This is a genomic window from Xenorhabdus bharatensis (assembly GCF_037996705.1).
GTDB lineage: Bacteria > Pseudomonadota > Gammaproteobacteria > Enterobacterales > Enterobacteriaceae > Xenorhabdus > Xenorhabdus bharatensis.
Map to the genome: position 1 here is coordinate 1 of NZ_JBBMXG010000009.1, position 23,854 is coordinate 23,854.

A 23,854-nucleotide genomic window follows, 5' to 3' on the forward strand; every position below is an offset into this window, starting at 1 on the left:
CGAATACTTTTCTTTGTATGCCAATACTCGCTTTCGAAAATCCAGACTGTAGCCCATCGCACTTTATCCTTTGTTATGTAAATCCAGATATTATGTCATATTAATATGATTATTCTATACCATCGGCAGACAGGGCTTTGTATTCAACATTACAGGGTTTGCCAATCAGCCGCTTGCCGCTGGGCACAATGTGGATCAGGGACTGTAACCGGGGGTTCAGGTTAATCATCTTGACCGCCAGATTGAACACAATCGCCGCCTGTTCACGGCTCATGGCCCCGCTGACGATTTGGGAGTTCTGCACCGCTTCCGGCCCCACCAGATGGGCCAGTAATATGCCGGCAATGAGGCCGGTCTTGCCGTTCTTGCGGGCAATCGATAAATAGGCCGTGCGCGTCCCGCTGGGGTTATCGTAAATCTCCCGGATAAACTTTTGCTGAAACGCCTCCAGTCTGAGGGGTTTCCCGAACAGCGCGCCCTCGGGGACAAAGCAAAAGCGCTCAATAAACGCAATCACCTTTTCACCCCGTGATAACTGACTGACCATGCCCTCTCCTTAATGCCACGGTGAAGCCAGTAACTCATCACCCTCAACCTCTACTAACAGGGCGCGCGCTTCGGCATCATTCTGATTCTTGTTGCGCTGATCACGGCTTTCACCGTTCGTGGCGCGTGAGTGGATTTGCAGACCGGAACGCTGGGCGATAATCACACGGGTTAACTCCAGTTTGTACTTGCGATTTTCTTTGATGGCCTTCTCATCGCACCCGTCCGAATAATCCGATTCCAGCTGACGCAGGTAGTGACTGACAGCCATCAGGGCATACTGGTTATTCGCCAGACTGACCGCCTCGATCAGATCGGACGGGGTCCATAAATGGAGAGCCTTGGTGCGGATATTGTCGTTATAGAAGTCGATGGCCTCCGGCATTAAACCGGCGTGCGCCGGAGGTTCAATGGTGTCCTGAAAGGCGTTGACCATCGCCTGCATTTTGCCTTTGAGGCTGTCAGAACGCGTACGCTTTGTCATTGTCAGCCTCCTTTCAATGTCAAGCGGTTAAGGGTCTTTTTTTGTTAAAAAACTGCGTTAGCGTTATTTTTGCGGGACGGCGGCGGTCTTTGAGGGCTTGCCCGGCACTTTTTACCCGCCCTCCCCGTGATGATGTCACCCGTCATCATTGCCTTTCATTTCACTTTCCTCTTGAATTAATTTCATGCGGTTATTGGTGCCAGTGTGAGCGAACATCCAGCGGATAACCGTTTGCATCGCAGCCGATGTCCTGACCGCGCTTCTCGATACGCTGTTTGGTCGAGTTATGATGTGAGGCGCACAGTGACTGCCAGTTCTTTTTATCCCAGAATAAACGCTGCGCCGCTTTGATGGCCGCGCTGTGACGGGTGTTCATGGCGTCTTTGAGTTTATGCGGGATAATGTGGTCTACGACGGTGGCGCCCGTGAATCTGCCCTGTTGCCGGCACATCACACACAGGGGATGTCGTTGCAGGAAAGTCAGTCGGGCTTTATTCCATTTACTGCCATAGATACGGGATGACATGAAATGCCCTCCATAAAGCAAAAAACCACCCGAAGGTGGTTGGTTATCAGATGCTAAGCGTGACCTTTTATATCATTTTAATGATGGCAAGAACCTTCGCCCAAACAATACAAAAATAATAGAACGAGGCAGTAAACCCAGCCCCTAATAGTATAATGAGTAGCCAATTAAATAGTGTATTGTATGCCTTTAATTCTCGGTATGCTGCTATCAAACCAATGAATAAGGCAACCGTTAACACGGTAATCGCCGGCACCATAAGAGCATAAATAATCAGAATGACTATCATACACAAAACTCCCTTTGCTTATTAATCCTATTGAAGTTTCAGTCTACTTTACGTGCATATTGCTGTCAGCCTCTTTACTTCATTTAGCCTATTCTGGTCTGTATAGCCATCACGACTCTGTGAATCAGGATGGCTATACAGGCCGTCTCTCCGGCTGTCACATCACTTTGTCTGCCTACAGCGGATGTTGCTGATAATGACCTGTTGTTCTCAGGGGCATGGGTTATTTTTGATTCGGTCAGTACGCTCGATGAAAAGGAGACATGTCATGGCTAATACCGACAGACGGCGATAACCCGGCGCAAAGGGATATCGGTATCGATACACCTGAAGAGGTGTGCCCAAAATAGAGTAGTTAAAACAAGGGATTAAGTCGTTTTTTCCAGCCCCTTGCGCTCAAGCAACATATTGAAAGGCAATGAGTTTATGGCTTTTGTCCAGCCTATAAATTAACCCTAGCCATATCTCTACAGTCGCAAATAAAAATGCCACCAGTCCGTATGCGTAGGGTACGCGGTGAGAACGAAGTGGCAGCATGAGTTATCCGTATTCCTTTAACCACTCAGGGAATGGGTAAAGAAATATTAATTTTAATTTCAGGTGTTAATCAATTGTTAAATATTATTCGCTTGTTGTTGGGTGAAGATAGGTTTATTGGTTAATGCAACTACATTTTTGTGGAAGTAATAATTATGTCCAGATTACATATAGATTGTTATAACGTGTTAAGAAGAGAAAGTGACCTTATCTCTCAATATATGCGTCCGAATGGGTGTATATCACTAGAAATACGTCATCCAAAAGAGTTTGTTATAAGAAAAATTACTGCTCGTTTTCCTTTTATCAATGATTCAGCTGAAATATTACTTCTTGAGTTAGGTTTTAGATATTATAACCCTTCTGTGTGTGAGTTGCTCCCCCACTCCTTTGATCTCGATATAATAAGCTATGAGCAAAATATAATTATTCCTTTATCCAGCGATAATTTTAATAGTCTGAACTTTGCCTTCCTCGTTCGAAACATACAAAATGGTGCCCGTCCACTAAATTCTCAATACATCCCATCTTGGAATCCTGTTTTCTCTGACGATCACGAGCAATTATTACAAGATGCATTTGATATTGCACGCAATCGATAATTTCCATTTATGGTTCTGAAATCGAACTTCATGATAATGTTACTTTCTTTCTCGCGCATGCTGATTTGTAAGGAGTTCACTCACATTGATTCTTCACATACTCCTGCAAATATCTCAGTTTTGCCCGGTCGTTGATGATGCCTTCTCGGATATCGAGAACAGTTGATCCAGTTTCTCTAGGGAGTTCGACGGTGGTTGCATCGCCCACGCTGCTGGAGGAAGTGGCTTCAGACACAGGACAGGTGGCCTTGATGCGCAGCTTGCGACGACCAGCGGCAACATCAGCCCGAAGAGTGTCAATTTCAGTCTTGGCATTGGCGAGTTCCTGGGTGTGTTTAGTATCTAACTCATGCAGCATATCAATGTGCGTGTTCTGATAGTTGATGGTGTTGGTCAGTTGTTGGATTTCAGTGAGCTGGTCGCTATTGATACCTAGCTGTTTCTTATATCCAGAGCGATAGAGATAGGCCGACCCCGAAGCAATAATCAACGCAATAACCACGCCGTAGGTAATATTGAGCTTCATGACAAAAACATCTGTTGCTCAGATGCCCTACGCTTGGTCAGACCGTTCATCACCTTCCCTGCTGCTTTATTCCATCTCTGGAACTCATCGGCTGCACCTTGGTAATCACCCACATTGAGTTTCTTCAGTAAGGTAGAACGAGCGAAGTTACCCGCACCACAATTGAAGATGAACGAGCACAGGGCATTAAACTGCCCCTGAGTCAGTGATACCCTCACAGCGGATTCAAGGGTGATGTAAATAGGCTTGAGATCATCATGCAGGAATGCTTCGGCCTGCTGTTCGGTGATGACTTGCCCCGGCTTAACATCTTTCGTATGACCGTAGCCAATCGTCCACGGCATACCACCCGTTGCCGGATCGGGATAGGCTTTCAGTTTCAGACCTTCATATTGTTTGATGAAGCTCAATCCGTTCTCGCTGATTTTCATCAGATGTTCCCTCTCTGTTGTTCGTCTTCTGCCAGTAGCCTGATAAGCCGATAACGTTTGTAGAAATTAAGGTGATCACAAGTCAGTTTATGTCGACGCAGAACTTTCAGAAAACGCATATCAGCTCGCCACCCGTTCTGCAATTTACGCAGCGCCCACCAACGGCGAATTTGATGCAACATTACAACCAGCGGAAATATCTTCACACCGTATATTTCCTTAATCATCTGTGAGCACCTGTCAGTCGGTTCCAGAAATACGTGAGGGCGATACTGCCCATTGCTCCGCACATGCCTGCGCTGGCGAATGTCATGTATAAGCTCAGTCCTGCCTCTAAACTGATAAATCCGCCTATCAGTCCGGTAAATCCTGAAACAATGACTTGGGCAAATGCCCCAAACCAACTCCAGCGGGCGTTGCTGGTTTTTATATCAATGATGTAGCGGACTATCCCGCCCCATGCAGAAAGCAGCAAAAGTATCAGCCACTGAGACAACTCAAAGCTGCTTGGGTCTTTATTTGGCATACGCATATTTCCACCCCATCAGAACAATGGGCGTCCGTGGGGTGAGTCTGTAGGTCGCCCCTGTGAGTTGTAGTGAATAGGATGCCAGCCGCAATAGGAGATACTGAGGTTATGGGAGTGATTGCGGTGGCATAAATAGAAAAGGCCACGCAAATAACGCAGCCTTGAATTCAGGGTGTAGATTTATTTCCAGTTGAAGCAGAAGGACAAGGTCTTACCTGCGTTTTGTTTTAGTATGTCGCCCAGTTTTTTTGCATCATCGTTAGCATACTCTCCAGCGAACTCGTATTGTTTTTTACCAAAAATGTCATTATCATCACTGCTCCCAAGATAATAGCTTTCATCATTAACAGTGATCGTGAGACTTTTTCCAAATAGTTCTCTCATTTTTTGGTAACCCTGTTGGTCTTCACTAGAAGACACTCTGATATCAATTCGAGCACCGACTTCAAATACAAACAGTGAAAATTTTTTAATATCCTTTTTATTCTGAAGGTTAGTTAAAGTACCAAAAGGCCCCTGATTTCCACCATCCTGAAGTTCATCGTCAGCAAGATATCCATATAACGGGTCAATTCCTGCATAATTGCCTTGTCCCACTTCAAGATCAAAAAATAGCATACATTCAACTGGTTTTACTTCAGGCAACAATATCCAATCGCAAGCCATCAAATCTTCTGGTGTGGGCTGCCAAGGGAATGGAAAATTTTGCTGGTCATGCTTCTCAATATGAACAGGTTCACTACCATCATTTTTAGCAGAAATCTTTATATATTCTTTAGTATTCCATTTGTTACGATGTAAAACTTGTCCTAGATACACTTGAATTAACGCCCATGGAAGAGAGCCAATAGGTGGTACGCCATCGATTTCAACATCAACTTTCTTTTTATACTGGTAAGGATCAAACGGACATTGTTTATCATCCAGCTTATTAACATCAGACATAAATCCCTCACTTTATTATTCGTTAAAGGTCATTTCATCCTACTGCTAACTAGCCAGTTAATATTACTGAGGTCAGGTTCTTATCTCAATTGAATAGCCTGTAACAGAATCAATACGCCTTAAAATAGAGTGGCGCATGATAAAGTTTATCTGTTAGTCGAGTGCGTGATTCAGTGAGGTGTATATTTGAAGTTTGGTGCTGGTATACCTTAATTTGTAGGGTTCGAAGTGCTGCTCATATCAACCAAAATCACATCTAACACACTGATTTAAATATGGTATATGGTGCTGTTCGACCCCGTTCTAACCACTTGAATTTATTCCGTTATGGGATTTCCCATATCAGGGATTTGAACTAGTCGGTTTCGCCGACAGAGTGATTCATCCTGTAGATAACGCAGTGATTATTGATGAATCCCAAACCAACGGAAATTACGTTCCGGTCCCTCTTTCTCTTCTTGTGGTTTTATAATCCAGTAACGACCTGTAGTAACAAATTCCATCACATCAACATAATGCATTGGAGCCTTAACAGGCACCCCCGTTAAATCAGATAAAGCTTTCGCAAAACCTGTTTTTCCCGTGTGGCAAGCAACTAACCGAATGCTTCGGATACGATAGTTAGAGATTAGTGGTTTTATACTTTCTGCAAGGTCGCTTGGTGATAAAGGCAACGCATGAGGTAATCTATCTAGGCAAGGGAATCCAGCCTTTTCAGTACCAGATAAAGGATGTCCTACAGAGTGTCCCTGAAAAGAAGCTATATTAGGATCGCCATGCCCAAAAATATTAAGTCTAGGGCCTGGTTGTTTTTTCGGTACATCCAAGAAATAGTGATATTGCCCATCGCGACTGACAATAAGTTTAACGCTATCTCTTACAGCTTCCTGTAAAGATAACTTGCCAATATCGTTAAAATAGTGTCGATACCACCCCATAATATTCACCTCCCTAACGGCATATGTTTTGTGATATTGATATCCCAAAAATGCAAAATAACCAGTTTTAGAGAGTGATATTATTAAACGTTATAATATCAAAAGTAAAATGATTATTTTTTGTTCAATAATTATAACTGGTGTAGACATTCATTTCCCCAATAAACAAAAAACCCCGCACTGAGCGAGGTCTGAAATTAATAAGCTGTGTGACATTGCTATCACTCTTATCACAATATACTGACTTTTGTAATTACGCAACCTTATCAATGATTTCTTTTTGTGCACATTTATCCAGTTCCAAAACCACATCTGAAACAGCCAGTACACCTTCAATAAATCCCTCAGCGGCCTGTAATCGTTTGGCGACTTCGTTATGAGAAATACCCAACTTAATTCCCATCGGTCTGAGTGGCAGCGCCTTGATATAGTGCAATACAATCAGCTGGTAGGAATACGGATTATGCTTCTTCAACCGCAGAACGGCTGCATCGATAGCAAATCCGTCATCATCACAACACTGGATACGGCTTTTTCGGGTGCTGGGTGTCAACCCCTTAAATCCGGCCGCAATGGGTGCCCAATCAACCGCACTATGACCTTCACCAGCCCATGCGCCCCATTGACTTAATATCATCTGCATATTACGCATTTACACTCTCCCTCAGCAGCCGAGCCATGACGCTATTTTCTTTCTGACAGTGTAACTGATTAAATACTTTCAACATGCCTCTACTGCCTCCCTTCTCCGGCAATACGGTGTTGTCTCAAATGCACTGTGTGTTGTCTCATGTTGTCTCAAATTAAAAATATAAATAATGAAAATTCATATAGTTAATAAAAATGAGACAACAGAGACAACTGAGACAACAGGTTTGAGTTCTTGTGTGATAAATCAGGCTTCTTCATCCGATTCAGGGATCAGTACCATGACATACGCCCGCTGCTGAATGCCCCCTAAGTGCTTTAGGCGGGGCGTTTTTCCCTGAAAGCTCCTGCCACTGGCTGGCTTTTTCAGGAGGCCTTTTTTGGCTAAGACATCGGCAAACATATCCGTATTAAACCCCCGTGAAATTTCCTGTTTGAACGTGGCAGGCAGCGTATAAAAGGTTATGGGCGCATCATCATGGATACCTTTCTTTTCCCGGTAACCGGCTAAATCCCGTATAGGCAAATCCCTTTCGTCATAAGGCAGAGGGGCATAACGGCTCATTCCGTAAGCATTGAGAAACGAAACCGCTTGTTCAACAATTTGTTCAAGCTCTTTGTTCCCCGTACCAAACTCAGCCACCCAGACATTAAAGATATATTGCAGAGCATCCTGACACTCTCGTTCATCCCATCCGGTCACAACGCGCCCCAATATCATGGCCGCTTCCAGAGCAGCAAATCGATCACTGACCCGTTGCACCTGTTCACCGTAGCTTTCAGGAATTAACTTACTCCATCGGGCTTGGGCATCAATATAGGTTTGTCTGGCCTCCTTCTGGTGTGAAGAGAGGTAATCAATCCATTTTCGTCCCGCTGCGCCGTGGTGCTCCCGACAGCCTTGTTTTAAAGCGTCAGCGTGGGCCTTGCCATTTTCCAGACCGTGCAATTCCTTAGCGCGCTCCATCGGAATATTCAGCAACCTGACCAATTGCCCGGCATTAATTTTGATACCGGCTTCAATGAGGAATGTCGGAATATCTTTTTCACCCGTACTGATCGCAACGGTTCACCAGCTTGCCATGGGTCGGTTACCGCCCTCTTTAGCGCCCTGAATCTTGCCTTTACCGTTAAACAACGTATAGGCTGACATATGAACATATTTCGGGTTTGCGCCCTGTCCGACTTCATCCAGTGATAACAGACCATCATTATGAGCCAGTGCTTCATTGGCAATACCTAATGCAGTGCCGTACCATGTCAGGCGTTGCTTATCGGGTTCGCCGTATAAGCTGGTTGCAATATCAGCGGTTGTCGTTTTCCCCGCAGTGGATTGAGCGTACAAATGAATACCGAAGCCATCAGTTCCCACGATACCCGCCAAAGGTGCAGCTAATGCAGTCGCAATACCCAGCATCATAAACGGGTTATTATTCGCCAGTGTGGCTACATGCTTACGCCAGCTTTCTGCCGTTCCTGAGACGGTGTAGGCATTTGCTGACGCACTGCCCCCCACAAATAACACCGGTTGTTCTGGTTTACCGATGATGGAACCATCAGGCATGATATACGCACCTTTGTGCCAGCCTGTTTTAGTGGTAACGCTCCATGTTTCTTGTGCCGGGTTTCGGATAAACCAGTCACCCAGAATGGCCCTGAGATGGTTTTTAGTGGTGACCTGTACACCCGCCGCTTTCAGTATCCGCCATCCCTCACGTTCCCCCACATGAGCCGAGGAAATACCTTTAATCACGGGGTCTTTCTTACCCCGGGCTTTCCAACGAAAAATAAGATATTGATCATCTTCATCACCATCCAGCGTACCCGTTCCAATGACTTCAACAAAGGAGCATAACCATTGCTCAGGTTTGATAATCTCGCCTGTTTCTTTATCTAATTTAGGGGTGATATGAAAAATTCCCCCTTTTCGGGCTTGAGTGAACGGTATTAACGGATCACGTTCTTTTGCCCGGTGTTCGTCCAGATTAATGACGACTGATTTTGGTACTGACATATTCGCTTCCACCTGATACAACCCTTCACTGAATGCCTGCTTTGCTGCCTCAATACCGTGCTGCTGGCGATAATCGTCCCAATCAGCCTTGTGCTCTGTTGGCGGTAATGCGACCCATCCATCAATAGCTTTCGCGGTTTTCTCGGCTGCAATCTTGCCGACGTTCTTCCTGGGCTTGCCTTTGTCGTCCAGTTCCTCCGGTGCGTGCCAATCATTGTCGGCAGCTAGGATCATTCTCGCGTCTGGATACCGTTCCCTGACTTGTTTAGCCACCGTCGGTAAATTGCCTTCATCAATCGCCGCCAGTACCCAGCCCTCATACAATTGACTCACCGTTAAGGCGGTTGCATAGCCCTCCGTAATGATGATTGTGTCTGTGTTAGAGTTACGAATACTGGATTCATTATTACTGCGATACGTGGAGAAATAGCCCACCGCCACAACCACCCTCGAAATTGTCGGAGAGCTTCCCAAATTGAGGACTGCGGCAATAGGACTCCTTAGCCTCAAGGAGTCACCAGACATAATGACCATCACACAACCTCTCGCAGCTCTATTCCTTTTGCCGTGTAACCCTGAACCCGAACACCCTCAACACGGTGACATTTCTTTGTGAGAAAGCGAATGTGATCGGCATAGACGTAGAGCCACTGACCATCTACAGCAATGCGCTCAAAGGTTCTTATTGGTCGTTTACTGTACTGAACAAAAGGGATAAATCTATTGATTTTATTATTCTTATTGGTCGACACCCCCTTATCATTACCTGTCACGCGATAGAGCCAGAATCGCTGTTCTTTACCTGTGAGCTTTTTCGTTCTAACTGGCACATAACCAGCCTTACGCATCGCTAAACTAAATTCCGCATCATTCCTGTAATATTGGCGACGTAACTCATTTGATACTGAGACAGCGAAACTTTGTTTAGTCCATATCTCTATCCATTGACTCACTAATTCAATTGGCAACCCATTGACTAATATCCCGCTAGTCTGATTTTGGGCGTAGGTAAGCCCCTGACCATTTAAGGCCACATTTTTAGATGTCATATTTCTACCCTGTCTTAATTAATTTGATTTTCGGCTATAGAGGTTATTTATATTCTCTACTGGGGGCTGGAATATAGCGCGTTTCCTCACATCACTTCACTACTAGATTCAGCAATACGTTGTGCTATCCACGCATCAACTTCTGACTCAATAAAAGCAACTGAGCGAGTGCCTATTTTGACTTGCTTGGGGAATTGACCTGCTTGAATAAGCTTATAAAGCCATGCCTTGCCGTAACCAGTTCTTCGCTGAACTTCAGGTAAGCGGATAAGGTTTTCTTTAGGTGTTGTTGCTAGCATGTAGCCCCCTGTTAACTTGCCCTTAATATTCCATAGCGGACTTTGTTAGATTACAGGAGTATTGTCATTCTATTATCTTGTTTTAGATAGATATAATCACAAAAATGATTTACCTGCCAAAATCATCGGTTTCAAATTTCGGCGAGTTTCATGACATCTAAAAATCTCATATCTTTAAGATATTCATTTTTCTTGATAAAAAATAGAATTTCACGCAAAAAATTATCGTTTAATATTTTATTAATAAACGGTCTTACAGTATCTTTTATTTGAACACCACTCATAATTTCACTATCAGAAGCAGTCAATGGAAACAATATCCTTGCATACATTTCATTGCTTATTTTCTTGTTGTAAGCCATCTCCCAAATCAACAGATCAATAAATGGAATAACTTTATATGTAATTAGTTTTTTTAATGGTGAAAGCCCTATTCTATTATTGGCTCTATCAGGCTCATCAATGCCAGCCTCTATTCTCCAGTATTTAATCAATTCCCTAAACTCAGTGATTAGTTCCTCATCAGAATATTCTTCCAAATTGAATTTAATAACTATTTCACCACCAAAATGTTCATTCAAATAGTCAACATTAACTATTGGTCTACTTACGCTAGTGCTTTGAATCTCTACTACGCCCTTGGTTTTTTCAACAATATACTCATGCCTAGTTAGAGCCTTATAATATGAAATTAAATCACCCACATTAAAAGAGGTGCAAGCTACACCTTCTGTATAACTATCTTCGTCATTACGTTCAAAAAACCCACGAGAAATAATGGGATACCCATTACACGTAACAGTAAGATCTCGCGGAATCTCTTCATGCGGTGGTTCATTTATATTGTGCTCGTTCTCACCAACCATATGAAGATAAGCAGAGCTAGAACCTATGTGCCCTTTTTTTAGTCCTTCAATAAAATTTAATCTTGATTTGTGCATATCACTACACGTCATCATTTCATCTTTATCATCTCCGGGATATAACAAGAATGCCCTTAACTCTACATCACTAAGAAAGTCTTCTATTGTCATATCTAACAGCTTGTCATACCTTGATATATCAAACCATGAGAGAATATCTTGCCCCTTCGCTCTAACCATAACGCCACCTCACTTCCTCTATTGGTAGAAGCTATACCAGTCCGTAGAGGTGTACGGGTTTTCGGGGGTCAGCCTAGGCATAGCTTTATTCTTTAATGTCTTGGGTAGTCTATTAAAGTCAATTATTGCTGTCTATTCATCCAGTTAAGCACGCTTCCCAAATGTGCCATATACCACATTTTCACTCCGTCCGAGTGCATCCATGTAGTCAGCATACCATTGCAGCATTTCCCGGTGACCATACAAATATTGAACATGGTTATATGTGCCACGAATAGAGTTCTTATCAACATGTGCAAGCTGTGTTTCAATCCACTCAGACGGGTATCCTTGTTCGTGTAAAATTGTGCTCATGGTATGATGGAAACCGTGTCCCGTTGCTCGCCCCATATAACCAATGCGTCTGATTAATACATTTAATGCCATTTCACTCATTGGCTGGGATTGTTTTATTCTGCACAGAAAAACGTATTTTCCTTGGCCTGTAATTGGTTTTAGCTGTTCTAAAATATCAATCGCCTGAGTGGATAATGGGACAATATGAGGACGACGCATTTTCATTTTTTCAACAGATATTTCCCATTAAGCTTTATGAAAATCAATCTCTGACCATTCAGCTTTGCGTAATTCACTGGGGCAAACACCTGTGATAATTTGTAATTGCATTCCCATCTTTACAATGAAACTACCTGTATAAGTATTTAATACTTTGTAGAACTGTGGCAATTCATCAACAAGTAAAAATGGATAATGTTCTTTTATATGTGGAACAAAAACTGAGACTAAATCAGGTGCTGGGTTATATTCAGCTCTCCCTGTGACTATTGCGTATCGCCAAACTTCACCACAACACTGATGTACCTTTTTTAGTTTCTCAGTCGCTCCCCTATATATCCCCCTAACTGGGGTACATTTCAATAGATAACAGTAGACGATAATAGAGTATTATTTTTAACTATTCTTTGATTTTACTGGATTTAGTAGACGTTGATTGACTGCGGGAGATGTTTATGTGGAGCGGGTGAAGGGAAATCACCCCCGCTCCAAAGTTCTCGTAATCCCATGGATTTATTAACAAAAACGTGATGCATTGTAGGAGGGTTTTGTAGGAGGAACTACAACGTTTTGCAAACCGCTTCACTCCAGAACGCTGATAAGTTTTAGCGCGTCATTTCTGACAGAATCTTGCATTCGCTCAGAGTCAGCGATCAACGCCAAAGCCTCAATACTTAAACCATCCCTGATCACTTTTCGCGCTTTACTGAGACGGCTCCGGCAACTTTTCTCTGTATAACCCTCACGTGAGTGCATTTGCTCAATGATATAAGCGCTTGATAAATTTGAATCGGCAAAATGATGGTAGTAGTTTACGAAGCACTCCATCCCGATAGCCTTAAGGAGGGTGACCAGGGTAACACTACTCGTTATCTTATCTGGTTGATTCGAAACCTCTTCCATAGGTTCGGGTGGAAGGGTTTGCATAGCCGCTTCATTGACTGAAGCCGAACTCCTGACAATCAATTCTTCTTTGATGGAACTAACTCGGGGATCAGTAAGAATCGCGCCCTTGAGGTTAACGATATGTGCGTTAACGTGATCACTATGCCGAGCGTAATCTCGTATTACTTCATGTGGGATTTTGTAGGCATCAAGAATGTTGTAAGTTTCATCGAAAATAACGGCTATCAAATAATCAAAATCGGCAGCTTCATAGTTACGCAATGCACTGAGTTGCCGGGAAGGATTATCCGGCGTGACTCTCCTCGCTTTGATCTGCACTTTCTTGCCATCAGCATCAATGGCATCAGCACCCGCCGACGAATTACTGAGAAGAGTCATACCCAGTGCATTAGAAACCAGCCATTCAGCATAGTCACCAACAGGATTATTCTTGGTGCGAATGACACCTCTAGAACGCAACTGCGTTAAAATTTCGGAATGAAGTGACAGCAATTCAAGATTATTCAGCGCATTTAGCCAATCATATGATGTTAAATGATTATTTTTCAAAAACACTCTCCATTGCCGAAGTGAAATGCCACTGTAACGCCTACGTAACGCACCTGGATTTTGATGTTTTGTCGACTCTTATAGAAGAGTAAGACTGATTCATAGGTGTCTCATCTTTTGCCAAAGAAGACTGTTCATTAATACAGCATCCAGAATTTATAAACTTACACTTACTTCACTTTCTCAGTTTGCCCCACCGCACTGCCGAAACAATGCCCCAGTTGCCACTGGCATTGGGCCTACGCCATTTTGCTGTCTCCATGCTACGGAGATACTCAAGTGCTTCAGAAAACGTGCAAAAACGCTTCTGAGCCGCTTTATCACCTACGCCAAACGAACCATCACGGGTGCTCGCCAAACCGGGGTGAAAACAGGAACCATCGGCTGCGTATGGAACCAACAGTTCCGGATCGTTATCTTCTGATGAGTCAGACGCTAACAACTGCCACGGCTCAACATTGAGAGCGTTAGCCAGCACCTCAATCGCATCCAAAGACGCATTAGAACCGCCACGTTCAATGCGGCTCATATAACTACGAGCAAACCCACACCGATCGGCAAAGGCTTCCTGGCTCATTCCGGTGGCAATGCGCAACTCTTTTACTCGTTGTCCAAACAGTTTTCTCAGGGTCATTTTCATGACCTGAATTTGCGCAGATGTCCACTAAAGAACCACGCTCCAATAGTGATATTTTGAATCAATCGTCTATGATGCGATAACTGACACCGCTGGGGTGGATTCTGAGGGATAACAATATGTCAAAAACACGGCTTAATAAGCCCGGTTTTTCAGCCAAGTCTGTGCTGACCATTATGTTAATCGCTGCGTCATCTGCATCTTATGCAGCAGAAAGCATCGATCAACTGGCGACGCGCATCGGTATGGATCACTTCCGGGAAGCGATCAAAAAGGGTGATCGCAGCGCCTTCAAAACGCTGCCGGCAAAAGGCTATAAAAACGGACTTACCGGGCTGCTCATCAAAACTAACACTTACGTTAACCCCGAATACAGCTTTGCTGATTGCGATACGGACACCGTTATTGTCTCGGTGCAAGAACACAAAACGCTCCCCGGTTGCCGCATATCTCTAAAGCTAGCGACTAAAGATGCTGACGGTAGCTATCACGATAATGGCATTCGCATCGAATATGGTATTGCGACCGGATCCAAAAAGTTTATCGCCAACAATTCAGCGTGGGCGCAGCATGCCATTACAGGTGATAAGGCGCTGGAAAGCTCGTTGAAGAGAGATGCTAACGATACTGTATGCACTGCATGGTCAACGATGGCAAAAAATATTGCCATCGGGCGAGACGAGCACAACCCAATTTCTGTCTACCAACAACAAACTGAAGATCTCAGAGGCAAACCCGGCATCACTGAGAGTAATATTGTTTTTGCCCATGCCCTTGCTGGCATGGTTTACAAAGACATGGCCGCAAAAAAACCGCAAGAAGTTGAAGCATTGGTTTATCAAACCTGCCAATCAGGTATGTGAAAAATTCAAGATTAATCAAAGATTGCGGTAATAGTTGCTCTGGAAACGCCGTATTCGCGCGCTAAAGCACTGACACTGGTTCCATTATTCTTTTTCTCGGTAATCGCTCTACGGTCTTCTGGGGCGATTCTCGGCGGTCTTCCCAGTTTCTTACCTTCGGCTTTTGCCCGCAACAAACCAGCCTGGGTCCGCTCAATCAGCAGGTCACGTTCCATCTCTGCAACCGCTGCCAGCATTGACAGCAGAAGCTTACCCGCAGCGGAGGTGAGATCAGTCGTGCCAAGCTGGTGGACAATAACCTTGATGTTTCGATCTGCCAACTTTCTGACCGTTTGCAGAACATCAATCGCATCACGTCCCAGACGGTCTAGTTTTGCAACTACCAATGTTTCACCATCGCGGATTTTGCTGAGCATTTCAGAAAACGCTTTGCGTTGCACCGCAGGAACCTTCCCGCTAACAACATCAGTAAACCAAAAGTCGAAAGTCCATCCAGCTTGCTCAAGTTCCAGACGCTGGTTCTCAGTATCCTGCTGCGATGTCGAAACACGCCCGTAGCCAAAAATCGCCATAGTCATCTCCTCATCCGGCCCCTGCCGGAAAACGGTGATGAAAATAGGATGGCCTGCCAAAAAAGCCAAGGCTAATTTTCCAACAGTGTAAAAGCGCATGATTGAAAGGTGCCAGAAAACGGTCGTTTGTTGGCATGGCTCTACTCAAGTGAGATATAACATCTGCTGCAATCATATAAATAAGGGTGAACATGACACGCACACAATCAGAACGCCTGACTCTACGACCGGTTACAACATCAGACGTTGATGACTTATTTAGGATTTATGGCGATCCTGCCACTAACACTTTTAACCCGGCTGGCCCTTATCCGAATCCAACTCATGCAAAGACAGTCTTGGCCCGCTGGGTTAGCCACTGGAATGAAAATGCTTTCGGGAACTGGGCAATCTCTTTGCATGAAGCTCCAGAAAAAGTGATTGGATTTGGTGGGCTGAGTATTAGCACTTACGCCGGTATTACCATCAACAATCTTGGGTATCGTTTTGCTACCGAAGCATGGGGTAAAGGGCTGGCAACTGAGTTTTCACGCTATGCAGTTCGTTATGGATTCGAAAAACTTCAGCTTGAAGCCATCTCGGGGGTCGTCAGGGGAAATCATCTTGCATCACAAAAAGTCCTGACGAAAGCAGGATTAAAGTATGTCAGAGAGATCAGCGACATAGATAATGCCCCCCCAGTTTGCTGTTTACTCTCACACTTGATGAGTGGCGCCGTAAATGACAGATGCTTGCACAAAAGATTCAAAATGTTACTATCAGTATACATTGTCGGGGTTTTGGTATACAGACGCTTACCCGAAGTGGCGCATCAACAAGGCTCAACCGCTAGCGTAGCGGAGCCGGGGTGAAAAGAGGGGTCGCACTATTACCCACTGGTCTAGTTCCGAAAGGCGGCGTATGCCAGAGTGCGTGAGGTTATGCAGGGTGCTGAGTCTTGGACTTGCATAGCCAATACCTAATAGTGAGGTATCATGTTTTGCAAAGGGCTTATGCAGTGAGCCTTTTTTAAAGCAGAGTAGCTCACATCGCCGATCCAAGCAGGGACCCAGAAAAGAGGTTTAATAAAACATATAAAACAAAACAAGTAGTTAAGAAGAAAAGACAACTCAAGAACTGAGATCTTGTTGCCTTGAAGTTTCAGCTTAGAACCCACCAGCCCCCCCAACCTACACGACAAAAGCTACCGGAAAAATTGTCGCGCCAAAAAGTGGATCTCCTAGGTTTGGAAGCGGCTCTCACAGGAGTTGCGTTCAAAAACTTCGGTGGCGACAAAGTCATCCTTATACTTGCACTATAAACGTTGTTGAAAAATCCTCCCCCGCATAGTTGAATAGATCAATTCACAATGATATCCACTACCTTGATAAAAAATGCGCCCCGAGGTGACTAATAACCCTTTTACGGTATCTTACGCATAACGCTCTTGCTTTTTTTAAGCATAATTAGCACTTCTAAACTACATGAAACCCAATCGGCACTCCCCATGGACATTAAATCATTTAGCTTTTTAATTTTGCTTAGCACCCCACTCGCAACTATCGCAGCCAATACAGAAGAAATCAGCCAAAAACTTGATGATGGTTATCGCTACGCTTGTAACGCCACCCAAACAGGCGACGCGGCTAGCGCGTCCTATAAACTTGAAAATTATAGAACGCTATTCACTGGCACTTCTGCTGTAACAGGCTTCAGCCAGATTATGCACAGTGAGATAGACGGTATTGTGTCTGGTTTTTTTAAAAAGGGAATGATCCAAGGGAACACTAGCACCGCTGCATGTGAAACTCCGCAAGACTTGCTGGCAACAACCACACGAGAAGTATACATCCGGCAGGTAAAATTAACTCTGGCATCTAATTTTGATGACGTTCGCTTTAGCCAATACGCAAATCAGGCTTACCCAATATTTGATTCGATACTTGTCGGAAAAATTAGCGAAGAAGAAGCCAGTAGTTCAATAAATAAGATTGCTAATAATGCCATCATTAACAATGAAGATGCTGGTGCCGTCAGTAATGCAACCAATGCCATGAAGGCCGTCGCAAAAGTTCTCGTATCCATCAGAAACGATAAGGATCTTGAACAATTCTTTTCGGACTATATGAAGAATCACAAGTAGCCTTATCGAAGGTTGCAACTCCGGGCTTTCTGATAAACAACAGCTTCACCAGCTGCTCTATGAGAGCGCCGCGAATTCTGCACCATGATTTCACTACCTTCTTAAAAAAAATCGCGAGAGAGCCTTACAGCGCGTTTGAACCGCATATCGCGGCTTCTGCTTACGGATAACTGTCTGATTAGTGGTAGCTTGATGGCCCAGTCCAGTTTACTTTATTACTATCAACCAATAGCCGCCCAAGGGCGACACGGAGATAACGCTTGAGAACCGTCGAGATACTGCAATACACCTTACGCAAAGGCAGCAGTGCCACTTTTCATGCCATCATGCAGGAAATCAGCGTTCCCCTGCACCAGCGCCACGGGATAGATGTCGTGTCGTTTGGTAACTCGCTACATGACCGCGATTGCTACTACCTGATTCGCGCCTTTGACAGTGCTGAAAGCATGGCTGCGGTTCTCGATGCTTTTTACGCAAGCGATGACTGGCTCAGCGGCCCACGCGAAGAGATTATTCGCAGTATCGAAACCAGCATGAAAACAGTGATAAGTCTGCCGCAGGAAAGCGTGGAAGGGCTGCGGGTGCAATCGTAGGTCATCAAGTTTCACCAAACGCGTTTTGAGCATCTCCAAATTTCGCACTATGAAATCTACAATCCTTAATAAAGAACGCGCCAGAATCGTTCTGAGCGCGGTAGATCAAGAAAGAGAGTCAAGCTGTTGCGCTTCATTCGCAGGCTGTTACCCGTAGCGGAAGTTAGATCGCTATCACTAAACTTACGGACAATGACCTTGATACTGCGAAGATATAACGTTTTTTTGGCATATATCAAATTGTTGAACCATAAAACTATCGCAACACATACAAATAATAGAGTATTTTTATTCGTAAAGTCTGTATGAGAAAAAATGGCATAGATATAATCACTCAGGGTTACTACTATGGTGCAAAGCATTGACTTACTTAAAGACTACGGAATTTTCAGAAATTACATCAAGACTGATGCAAAAGATTTTGGAAGGCTTAATTTAATATACGGCTGGAATGGAAGCGGAAAATCAACATTATCATCGCTTTTTGAGCAGATAGAAAACCGTCAGAACACTAGATACCCTAATTCAACCTTTTCTATAAAAACCTTCGAACAAGGAACGATAACAAAAGATAACATTTCCGCAAATAATTTAAATCTGAAAGTATTCAATCAAAGCTTCATAAACAAAAACATTGACTGGAATAATTCAGTAAAAAGTATTTTATTGATAGCTCAGGAAAAAATTGAAGAGAAGAAAAAATTAGAGGAATTGAGAGCATCTTTTGATAAAAAAACAAAAGAGTATGTAAGACGAAAAATAGCGAATGACAAACTTACAGAAGAACTTCAAAAGTTCCTAACGGATGCAGCTAAGAGAACTAAAACCAGCTTGCAAGTCATTGATACCAGTGACTCAAGATTTTTAAGTTATAACAGAACAAAACTTGAAAACTTCATCACGTCAAATGTTGATCTAATAAAAAAAGCAGATTCTATCCTAGATATAAATGAAGTAGCAAGGTTAACTAAAGCAGCAAATCCCACACAAAAACCGGCAATTACAACCAAAACTCCGAGCGTAGACTCTTCTCTACTTAAAAAAGCACAAGATAGGTTAAATGAACTATTTAAACAATCAGTAACAAACAAAGTTATTGAGAGCTTAAAAAACAATCAAGATATACAATCTTGGGTTTTTAGTGGATTGAATTTAAATCTAGGTAGCGATAGCTGTCATTTTTGCGGAAACAAGATTTCACAAGAACGAATCGATGAATTAAACGCACATTTTAATGATGAATACAGAAAGTTTTCAGAAACTCTAGACAAAGCTAAAACATGGTTAACAAGCCAATTCATTGTGTTAGCAAGCAACAGTGATATTGATATTTATGACGAACATAAAGATCTTCTAAAAGAAAAATCATCACTCCTTAAAGATGAGGCTGAAAAAATAAACAGTTACATCAATGAATGGGAGAAAACATTAGATGAAAAAATAACTAACCCTTTCAACATTGATCTCTTTGCCGTTGAGATACCTAACTCCTTATTTATTAACTTCAATCAAATCGCAACCGAAATTAATAAAATAATAGAAATGCATAATAAAAAATGCAAAGACTTCAAAGAAGAAACTCACAAGGTAAAATCAAAACTTGAGTCACACTATGCAGCATCGGAGGTAAATAGCTTCGATTATTTCAGGAAAATATCAAATCGCGATGCAGAAACAAAAAACTTGCAAACAAATGATAATGACCTAAAAGAAATAAAAGCAGAAATAAAATCCATTGAAGATTCGTTATCAAATGAAACCATAGCAGCAGATATTTTCAATAAGCATCTACACGGTTTTCTTGGTCGTTCAGAATTATCTCTCCAATTTAATAAAGAAAAAAATGGATACGAAATACTCAGAGATAACCAAATTGGGCATGCACCTAATCTTAGCGAGGGTGAAAAAACTGCCATAGCCTTGATTTACTTTATAACAAAACTAACAGAGAATGATAATAAAATCTCCGACAGCATCATTGTTTTCGATGATCCCGTTTCGAGTTTTGATTCAAACCATCTATTTCATTCATATTCATTTATAAAAACGTATTGTAATGATGCAAAGCAACTTTTTTTACTAACTCATAACTTTACGTTTTTCAAATTGGCACGCGACTGGTTCAATACAAACAATAAAAACAGGAAAAGGAAAGAAAAAGTTGAAAACGCATTTTTCTATACCATTGAACCCAGTGCTGTTACGCCTCGCTCATCAGCAATATGTAATGCTGACCCGAGTTTAATTGATTACAACTCAGAATATCATTATATCTTTGATACTTTGTATAAGCATAAAGAACATCCTCGACTAACTCGTGAGCAGGCATTCTTTACAGCAAATCTATCTCGTAAATTGTTAGAATCATTTTTAAACTTCAAATACCCAAAACATAGATCAGATTTATCACAACTAATGGATGTTGCTGCAAAAAATTGTATTGCCTTTGATAGCAATAAAAAAGAAAAGGTTTATCGCTTCATTAACAAATATTCCCATAGTGCTGTTATCGAAATGAATGAAGATATTGCTGAAAATTTAATAGGTGAAGGCACAAACATAATCGGAGATATCTTTTTATGGATAGAAGAAATTGACAAGGTTCATTATGATGAAATGGTAAGTGTTTGTCAGAAAAACTGATAACTGCATCCCCGCAACTTTATGTGGGGATGCCATGCTATAACAAAAAATTAAATCAAATAGCTAACAAAAAAACACTCAAACTTATGTTAATTGTTTAAGTTTACGCTCTCTATTTTTTCTTTTAATTTGTAGTGCATCAGCTACCGCAGCTACACCAGCTTCGCAAACAAACGGAGTGACTTCCAGTAGCCCCAACGTAACGCTTTCAAGCACAGCAAAAGGGTTCCTAGTGGGTGATCTTTACTATACCAGTTCTTTTCCTCGCAAGAGTTTTTGGACGTGAAAAGTCAATATCCTAGGATTGAAAGCCTCTCTATCAAGCATTGAGTTTAAAACCTTTGGCTTCGGCAAACCCATCCTTACAGTAAGGAAGTGCCACCATTACTTATCCGTGGTGTTTATCTTCAGGATGCAATTCTGGAAAGGCTTTCTTATGTGAACCAATACCAAAAAACAGAGAGGCGGCACCCAGAACGATCAGCATAAAAAAACCAGTTGTCTTGAGGGTAAATCGGGTAACAGGATGCTTCCACTCTCTCTCCATCCACCATTCCTCAAACTCAATACGAGCCCAATAGAACTGTTTATGTTTTTGCGTGCTGATCCATTGTTTACCCTTCATACGTCCCCACAGTCGGTTCGAACTTGATATCACTATACTGATAAAAAATACGTGGTTTAGTTTGCTCATCTCGTTAAGCTTCACCAGTCGCACCGAGAGCGCGCCGCAGACTCCTAACAGTGATTTTCTACTACCCATGATAAAAACGCGCCAGCGGGATTCCTGGCGCGTTTGGCATATCCTAGGGTTTATGTCTGCGCCGTGCGTCGAAGACCGCCTTGATACCCGCTTGCGAGTCGAACTGCGCAATATCAGGCAAACTGTAGCGAAGCTGCGAAATCACACCCAATTGCTCTCCCACATCAGCATCCTTACGATAGGTTGTCATCGCAGTAGTGCTGCCCCGGACATGTCCAACAAGCTGCGCAATCGTGCGTTCGTTGGTCTCATACTTGTCAACGGCGTTGATGAAAGTATGCCGCAGCGAATGGAACGTTTTCTTACCGTCACGGGTAAAACCGAGGACTTTGCCAAAGTAGTTTTCGTTAAACCATTTTGAGGCGGCGGCACGATACCCTTTGATTTTGTTATGCTTCAACTCAGGGAAAAGACGATCATACCCGGCAGCTTTCAACGCATCCACATACTCAAGTAGCCCTAGTTCGATCAGTCGTGGATGTAGGGGAACCTGACGGATAGCATTCACCGTTTTCAAGGATTTATCGCCACCAGCCAGCGCCTCTTCATCCATCATCTTATCCGGTGCATCAAGATTAAAATCAATATAGGCAACACCGTTTTTATCCACACGAATGTCCGCCAGATAAAGCTGGCAAAGCTCATTGATGCGCCCGCCCACATATAATGCCAGTAGGGGCAACCAGTAGTGAAACGGGCGAAAGCTCGTGTAACGTCCGTATTGGTTAGGTTTTCCTGCACCAGTTTTGAACCAGTCAGCAGAGAAAATACGCAATAGTTCATCCTCCGTGAAGAGGTCTCGGCGATCCTGCTCACGCACCATCACGCGGCGCTGAGCGAGCACATTCTCGGCTGGATTATCAAGCAGGTAACGCACCTTCTTGGCCCATTTGAACATCGAACCCAGTGACTCAATATGTCTGCCAATCGCATCTCGGCTCATTACCGGCTGACCATCAGCCAGAGCCTTTTCGATCAACATTCGCGTATCGGAAATCTTGTATTTCCGCCGCATCAAATATAGATTGCCGGGCATTTTCTGCATTCTACTGACGTAATCCTTCACGACCTCACGATCCAGCTCACCTAAGGACATGTCACCCATAATCTCCGTAAAGTGCTCGATTCTGGAACGAATTTTCCCCTCACTGGCTAACTTGATATCACCTGTATTTTTATAGGCCAGAAACTCTTCCAGCACTGCTGAAACCGTCATGCTTGCATGCATCGGATTACAATACGGGTTGATAGTAGCGGCAGCAGAAATCGCTGTTGTTACACCTACCGGAGCGCATGGCAGAGCACTTAATGTTGGCTCCGATTTCGTAAGCGCCTTATCCCAAGCGCTACGCAGTTTTTCAGCCTGCACGTTGTTGATGAACAAAGAACTTGCATTCAGCGTCACCCCGGGTAAATCCAACAACCAGAGGGAAAGAGGATTGCCGTTATTAACCCTGAATGCCGTAACCTCAACCTCTCGCCCGTTCAGCAATTCAACAAGGGCAAACTGAGGCTGGTAAAGCTGCATATATCCGTTCACCGCAGCCTCAGCACCGTCATACGTAATGTTATTCAAAACGAACCCATGCGTATCAGGATCACGCTCAAGAGTGCTGAAATCATCAATCAGAAAGCCATGCTGGTTCGACACAAGGGCATACAGCGGCACATTGTCTGCCAGAAGATGCTGGACGACAGTCTCAACCCCAACCCCAAATGAATCGCAAAACAATGCCAGGCTGATTTTGCCAGCGCCAGTCAACAATGGGGCATTGCCCCTGATCTTCTCTTTATCCACTTGCCTGAACTCTTCCAGAGACGCATACCACTTCTCCAGCAAACGCGCGGCAATAGCTCTGGCATTTGCAAGGTGGGTTGTGCGGGTAGATGCATGAATTTCACGCTGCCCTATCAGGGCGCGATAACGAACCGGAACGGTGATCCGCAGAACATAGATACCACTTGGACGTCGATATAGATTATCACGCTGCGCCATCGGCTGTATGACCCCTTTGTAGGAGGATCACGAGCGCCGTCACGTATGGTTTTGAAAAAGATAGTAGAATTAATACGTTAGGGAAATTCTGGAGCGGGCGAAGGGAATCGAACCCTCGTCGTAGGCTTGGGAAGCCTCTGCTCTACCATTGAGCTACACCCGCATTAGCGATATGACGCAATCAAATAT

Annotated in this window: 26 protein-coding genes, 1 tRNA gene and 3 pseudogenes; 7 read left to right on the plus strand and 23 right to left on the minus strand. The window is 43.5% G+C overall.

The annotated features are described in order from the left end of the window. Positions 1 to 109 precede the first annotated feature (109 nt). The 3 genes from AAC855_RS09925 to AAC855_RS09935 form a co-directional block, all read right to left on the minus strand. A complete protein-coding gene (locus AAC855_RS09925) occupies positions 110 to 547 on the minus strand; it encodes a terminase large subunit domain-containing protein (RefSeq protein ID WP_340609401.1) in 438 nt (145 codons plus the stop codon). Positions 548 to 556: 9 nt separating this feature from the next. Next, positions 557 to 1,030, minus strand: coding sequence for a terminase (locus AAC855_RS09930; RefSeq protein ID WP_340609402.1), 474 nt, complete (start codon positions 1,028 to 1,030; stop codon positions 557 to 559). A gap of 190 nt (positions 1,031 to 1,220) precedes the next feature. Then, a complete protein-coding gene (locus AAC855_RS09935; protein ID WP_340609403.1) occupies positions 1,221 to 1,556 on the minus strand; it encodes an HNH endonuclease in 336 nt (111 codons plus the stop codon). 418 nt (positions 1,557 to 1,974) lie between these two features. Here AAC855_RS09935 and AAC855_RS09940 point away from each other — a divergent pair, with 418 nt between their 5' ends. Beyond that, positions 1,975 to 2,121, plus strand: a complete 147-nt coding sequence (locus AAC855_RS09940; protein ID WP_340609404.1) for a hypothetical protein — start codon at positions 1,975 to 1,977, stop codon at positions 2,119 to 2,121. A gap of 416 nt (positions 2,122 to 2,537) precedes the next feature. Continuing rightward, positions 2,538 to 2,984, plus strand: a complete 447-nt coding sequence (locus AAC855_RS09945; protein WP_340609405.1) for a hypothetical protein — start codon at positions 2,538 to 2,540, stop codon at positions 2,982 to 2,984. Positions 2,985 to 3,060: 76 nt separating this feature from the next. Here AAC855_RS09945 and AAC855_RS09950 read toward each other — a convergent pair whose 3' ends face one another. From AAC855_RS09950 to AAC855_RS10015, 15 genes and pseudogenes are all read right to left on the minus strand, one after another. After that, positions 3,061 to 3,510: a lysis protein gene (locus AAC855_RS09950; protein ID WP_340609406.1), complete on the minus strand. Its 450-nt coding sequence runs from the start codon at positions 3,508 to 3,510 to the stop codon at positions 3,061 to 3,063. Then, the gene (locus tag AAC855_RS09955; protein WP_340609407.1) at positions 3,507 to 3,941 is read right to left on the minus strand and encodes a lysozyme; all 435 of its coding nucleotides are present in this window, start codon (positions 3,939 to 3,941) and stop codon (positions 3,507 to 3,509) included. The genes AAC855_RS09950 and AAC855_RS09955 overlap by 4 nt, the downstream gene beginning before the upstream one ends. After that, a complete protein-coding gene (locus AAC855_RS09960; protein WP_340609408.1) occupies positions 3,941 to 4,168 on the minus strand; it encodes a hypothetical protein in 228 nt (75 codons plus the stop codon). Before AAC855_RS09960 ends, AAC855_RS09955 begins: the two co-directional genes overlap by 1 nt. After that, on the minus strand, positions 4,165 to 4,473 hold the full coding sequence (locus tag AAC855_RS09965; RefSeq protein WP_338859848.1) for a phage holin family protein: 309 nt from the start codon (positions 4,471 to 4,473) through the stop codon (positions 4,165 to 4,167). Before AAC855_RS09965 ends, AAC855_RS09960 begins: the two co-directional genes overlap by 4 nt. A gap of 177 nt (positions 4,474 to 4,650) precedes the next feature. Next, entirely contained in the window at positions 4,651 to 5,415 is a 765-nt protein-coding gene (locus AAC855_RS09970; RefSeq protein WP_340609409.1) for a Thoeris anti-defense Tad2 family protein, read from the minus strand. Positions 5,416 to 5,819: 404 nt separating this feature from the next. Then, complete coding sequence (locus tag AAC855_RS09975; RefSeq protein WP_340609410.1) at positions 5,820 to 6,353, minus strand: hypothetical protein; 534 nt, start codon at positions 6,351 to 6,353, stop codon at positions 5,820 to 5,822. Between the two features lie 253 nt (positions 6,354 to 6,606). Continuing rightward, on the minus strand, positions 6,607 to 7,005 hold the full coding sequence (locus AAC855_RS09980; protein WP_340609411.1) for an antiterminator Q family protein: 399 nt from the start codon (positions 7,003 to 7,005) through the stop codon (positions 6,607 to 6,609). A gap of 243 nt (positions 7,006 to 7,248) precedes the next feature. Next, entirely contained in the window at positions 7,249 to 7,968 is a 720-nt protein-coding gene (locus AAC855_RS21610) for a hypothetical protein (RefSeq protein ID WP_422824370.1), read from the minus strand. Positions 7,969 to 8,070: 102 nt separating this feature from the next. After that, on the minus strand, positions 8,071 to 9,549 hold the full coding sequence (locus AAC855_RS21615) for a DUF927 domain-containing protein (RefSeq protein ID WP_422824371.1): 1,479 nt from the start codon (positions 9,547 to 9,549) through the stop codon (positions 8,071 to 8,073). Next, positions 9,549 to 10,064 (minus strand): hypothetical protein, encoded by a 516-nt coding sequence (locus AAC855_RS09990; RefSeq protein ID WP_340609412.1) that lies wholly within the window; start codon positions 10,062 to 10,064, stop codon positions 9,549 to 9,551. Before AAC855_RS09990 ends, AAC855_RS21615 begins: the two co-directional genes overlap by 1 nt. A gap of 86 nt (positions 10,065 to 10,150) precedes the next feature. Then, the gene (locus AAC855_RS09995; protein ID WP_340609413.1) at positions 10,151 to 10,363 is read right to left on the minus strand and encodes a helix-turn-helix transcriptional regulator; all 213 of its coding nucleotides are present in this window, start codon (positions 10,361 to 10,363) and stop codon (positions 10,151 to 10,153) included. Positions 10,364 to 10,494: 131 nt separating this feature from the next. After that, positions 10,495 to 11,466, minus strand: coding sequence for a DUF6387 family protein (locus AAC855_RS10000; protein WP_340609414.1), 972 nt, complete (start codon positions 11,464 to 11,466; stop codon positions 10,495 to 10,497). Positions 11,467 to 11,610: 144 nt separating this feature from the next. Further along, positions 11,611 to 12,354: pseudogene (locus AAC855_RS10005) on the minus strand (tyrosine-type recombinase/integrase); the annotation flags it as partial. Positions 12,355 to 12,603: 249 nt separating this feature from the next. Then, a complete protein-coding gene (locus AAC855_RS10010) occupies positions 12,604 to 13,476 on the minus strand; it encodes a DUF6998 domain-containing protein (RefSeq protein ID WP_340609415.1) in 873 nt (290 codons plus the stop codon). 175 nt (positions 13,477 to 13,651) lie between these two features. Continuing rightward, positions 13,652 to 14,110 carry a helix-turn-helix domain-containing protein gene (locus tag AAC855_RS10015; RefSeq protein WP_224243950.1) on the minus strand — a complete coding sequence of 153 codons (459 nt, stop codon included), beginning with the start codon at positions 14,108 to 14,110 and terminating at the stop codon, positions 13,652 to 13,654. Positions 14,111 to 14,232: 122 nt separating this feature from the next. Between AAC855_RS10015 and AAC855_RS10020 the strand changes: the two are divergent. After that, positions 14,233 to 14,721: pseudogene (locus AAC855_RS10020) on the plus strand (hypothetical protein); the annotation flags it as partial. Between the two features lie 266 nt (positions 14,722 to 14,987). Here AAC855_RS10020 and AAC855_RS10025 read toward each other — a convergent pair. Beyond that, entirely contained in the window at positions 14,988 to 15,548 is a 561-nt protein-coding gene (locus tag AAC855_RS10025; protein WP_123007250.1) for a recombinase family protein, read from the minus strand. A 191-nt stretch (positions 15,549 to 15,739) separates the two neighbouring features. On the opposite strand from AAC855_RS10025, the pseudogene AAC855_RS10030 reads away from it, so the two are divergent. The 4 genes and pseudogenes from AAC855_RS10030 (at position 15,740) to AAC855_RS10045 (ending at position 20,906) form a co-directional block, all read left to right on the plus strand. Next, a pseudogene (locus tag AAC855_RS10030) lies at positions 15,740 to 16,272 on the plus strand (GNAT family N-acetyltransferase). Between the two features lie 762 nt (positions 16,273 to 17,034). Next, on the plus strand, positions 17,035 to 17,670 hold the full coding sequence (locus AAC855_RS10035) for a hypothetical protein (RefSeq protein ID WP_340609416.1): 636 nt from the start codon (positions 17,035 to 17,037) through the stop codon (positions 17,668 to 17,670). Positions 17,671 to 17,930: 260 nt separating this feature from the next. Beyond that, positions 17,931 to 18,263, plus strand: coding sequence for an NIPSNAP family protein (locus AAC855_RS10040; RefSeq protein WP_070596367.1), 333 nt, complete (start codon positions 17,931 to 17,933; stop codon positions 18,261 to 18,263). 348 nt (positions 18,264 to 18,611) lie between these two features. Further along, positions 18,612 to 20,906, plus strand: a complete 2,295-nt coding sequence (locus AAC855_RS10045; protein ID WP_340609417.1) for an AAA family ATPase — start codon at positions 18,612 to 18,614, stop codon at positions 20,904 to 20,906. A gap of 84 nt (positions 20,907 to 20,990) precedes the next feature. Here AAC855_RS10045 and AAC855_RS10050 read toward each other — a convergent pair whose 3' ends face one another. From AAC855_RS10050 to AAC855_RS10065, 4 genes are all read right to left on the minus strand, one after another. Then, positions 20,991 to 21,122 (minus strand): hypothetical protein, encoded by a 132-nt coding sequence (locus tag AAC855_RS10050; RefSeq protein WP_340609418.1) that lies wholly within the window; start codon positions 21,120 to 21,122, stop codon positions 20,991 to 20,993. Positions 21,123 to 21,294: 172 nt separating this feature from the next. Continuing rightward, on the minus strand, positions 21,295 to 21,531 hold the full coding sequence (locus AAC855_RS10055; protein ID WP_094488013.1) for a hypothetical protein: 237 nt from the start codon (positions 21,529 to 21,531) through the stop codon (positions 21,295 to 21,297). A 181-nt stretch (positions 21,532 to 21,712) separates the two neighbouring features. Next, a complete protein-coding gene (locus AAC855_RS10060; RefSeq protein WP_340609419.1) occupies positions 21,713 to 23,665 on the minus strand; it encodes a DUF6538 domain-containing protein in 1,953 nt (650 codons plus the stop codon). 89 nt (positions 23,666 to 23,754) lie between these two features. Continuing rightward, positions 23,755 to 23,828: transfer RNA gene (locus tag AAC855_RS10065), tRNA-Gly, on the minus strand. Positions 23,829 to 23,854 lie beyond the last annotated feature (26 nt).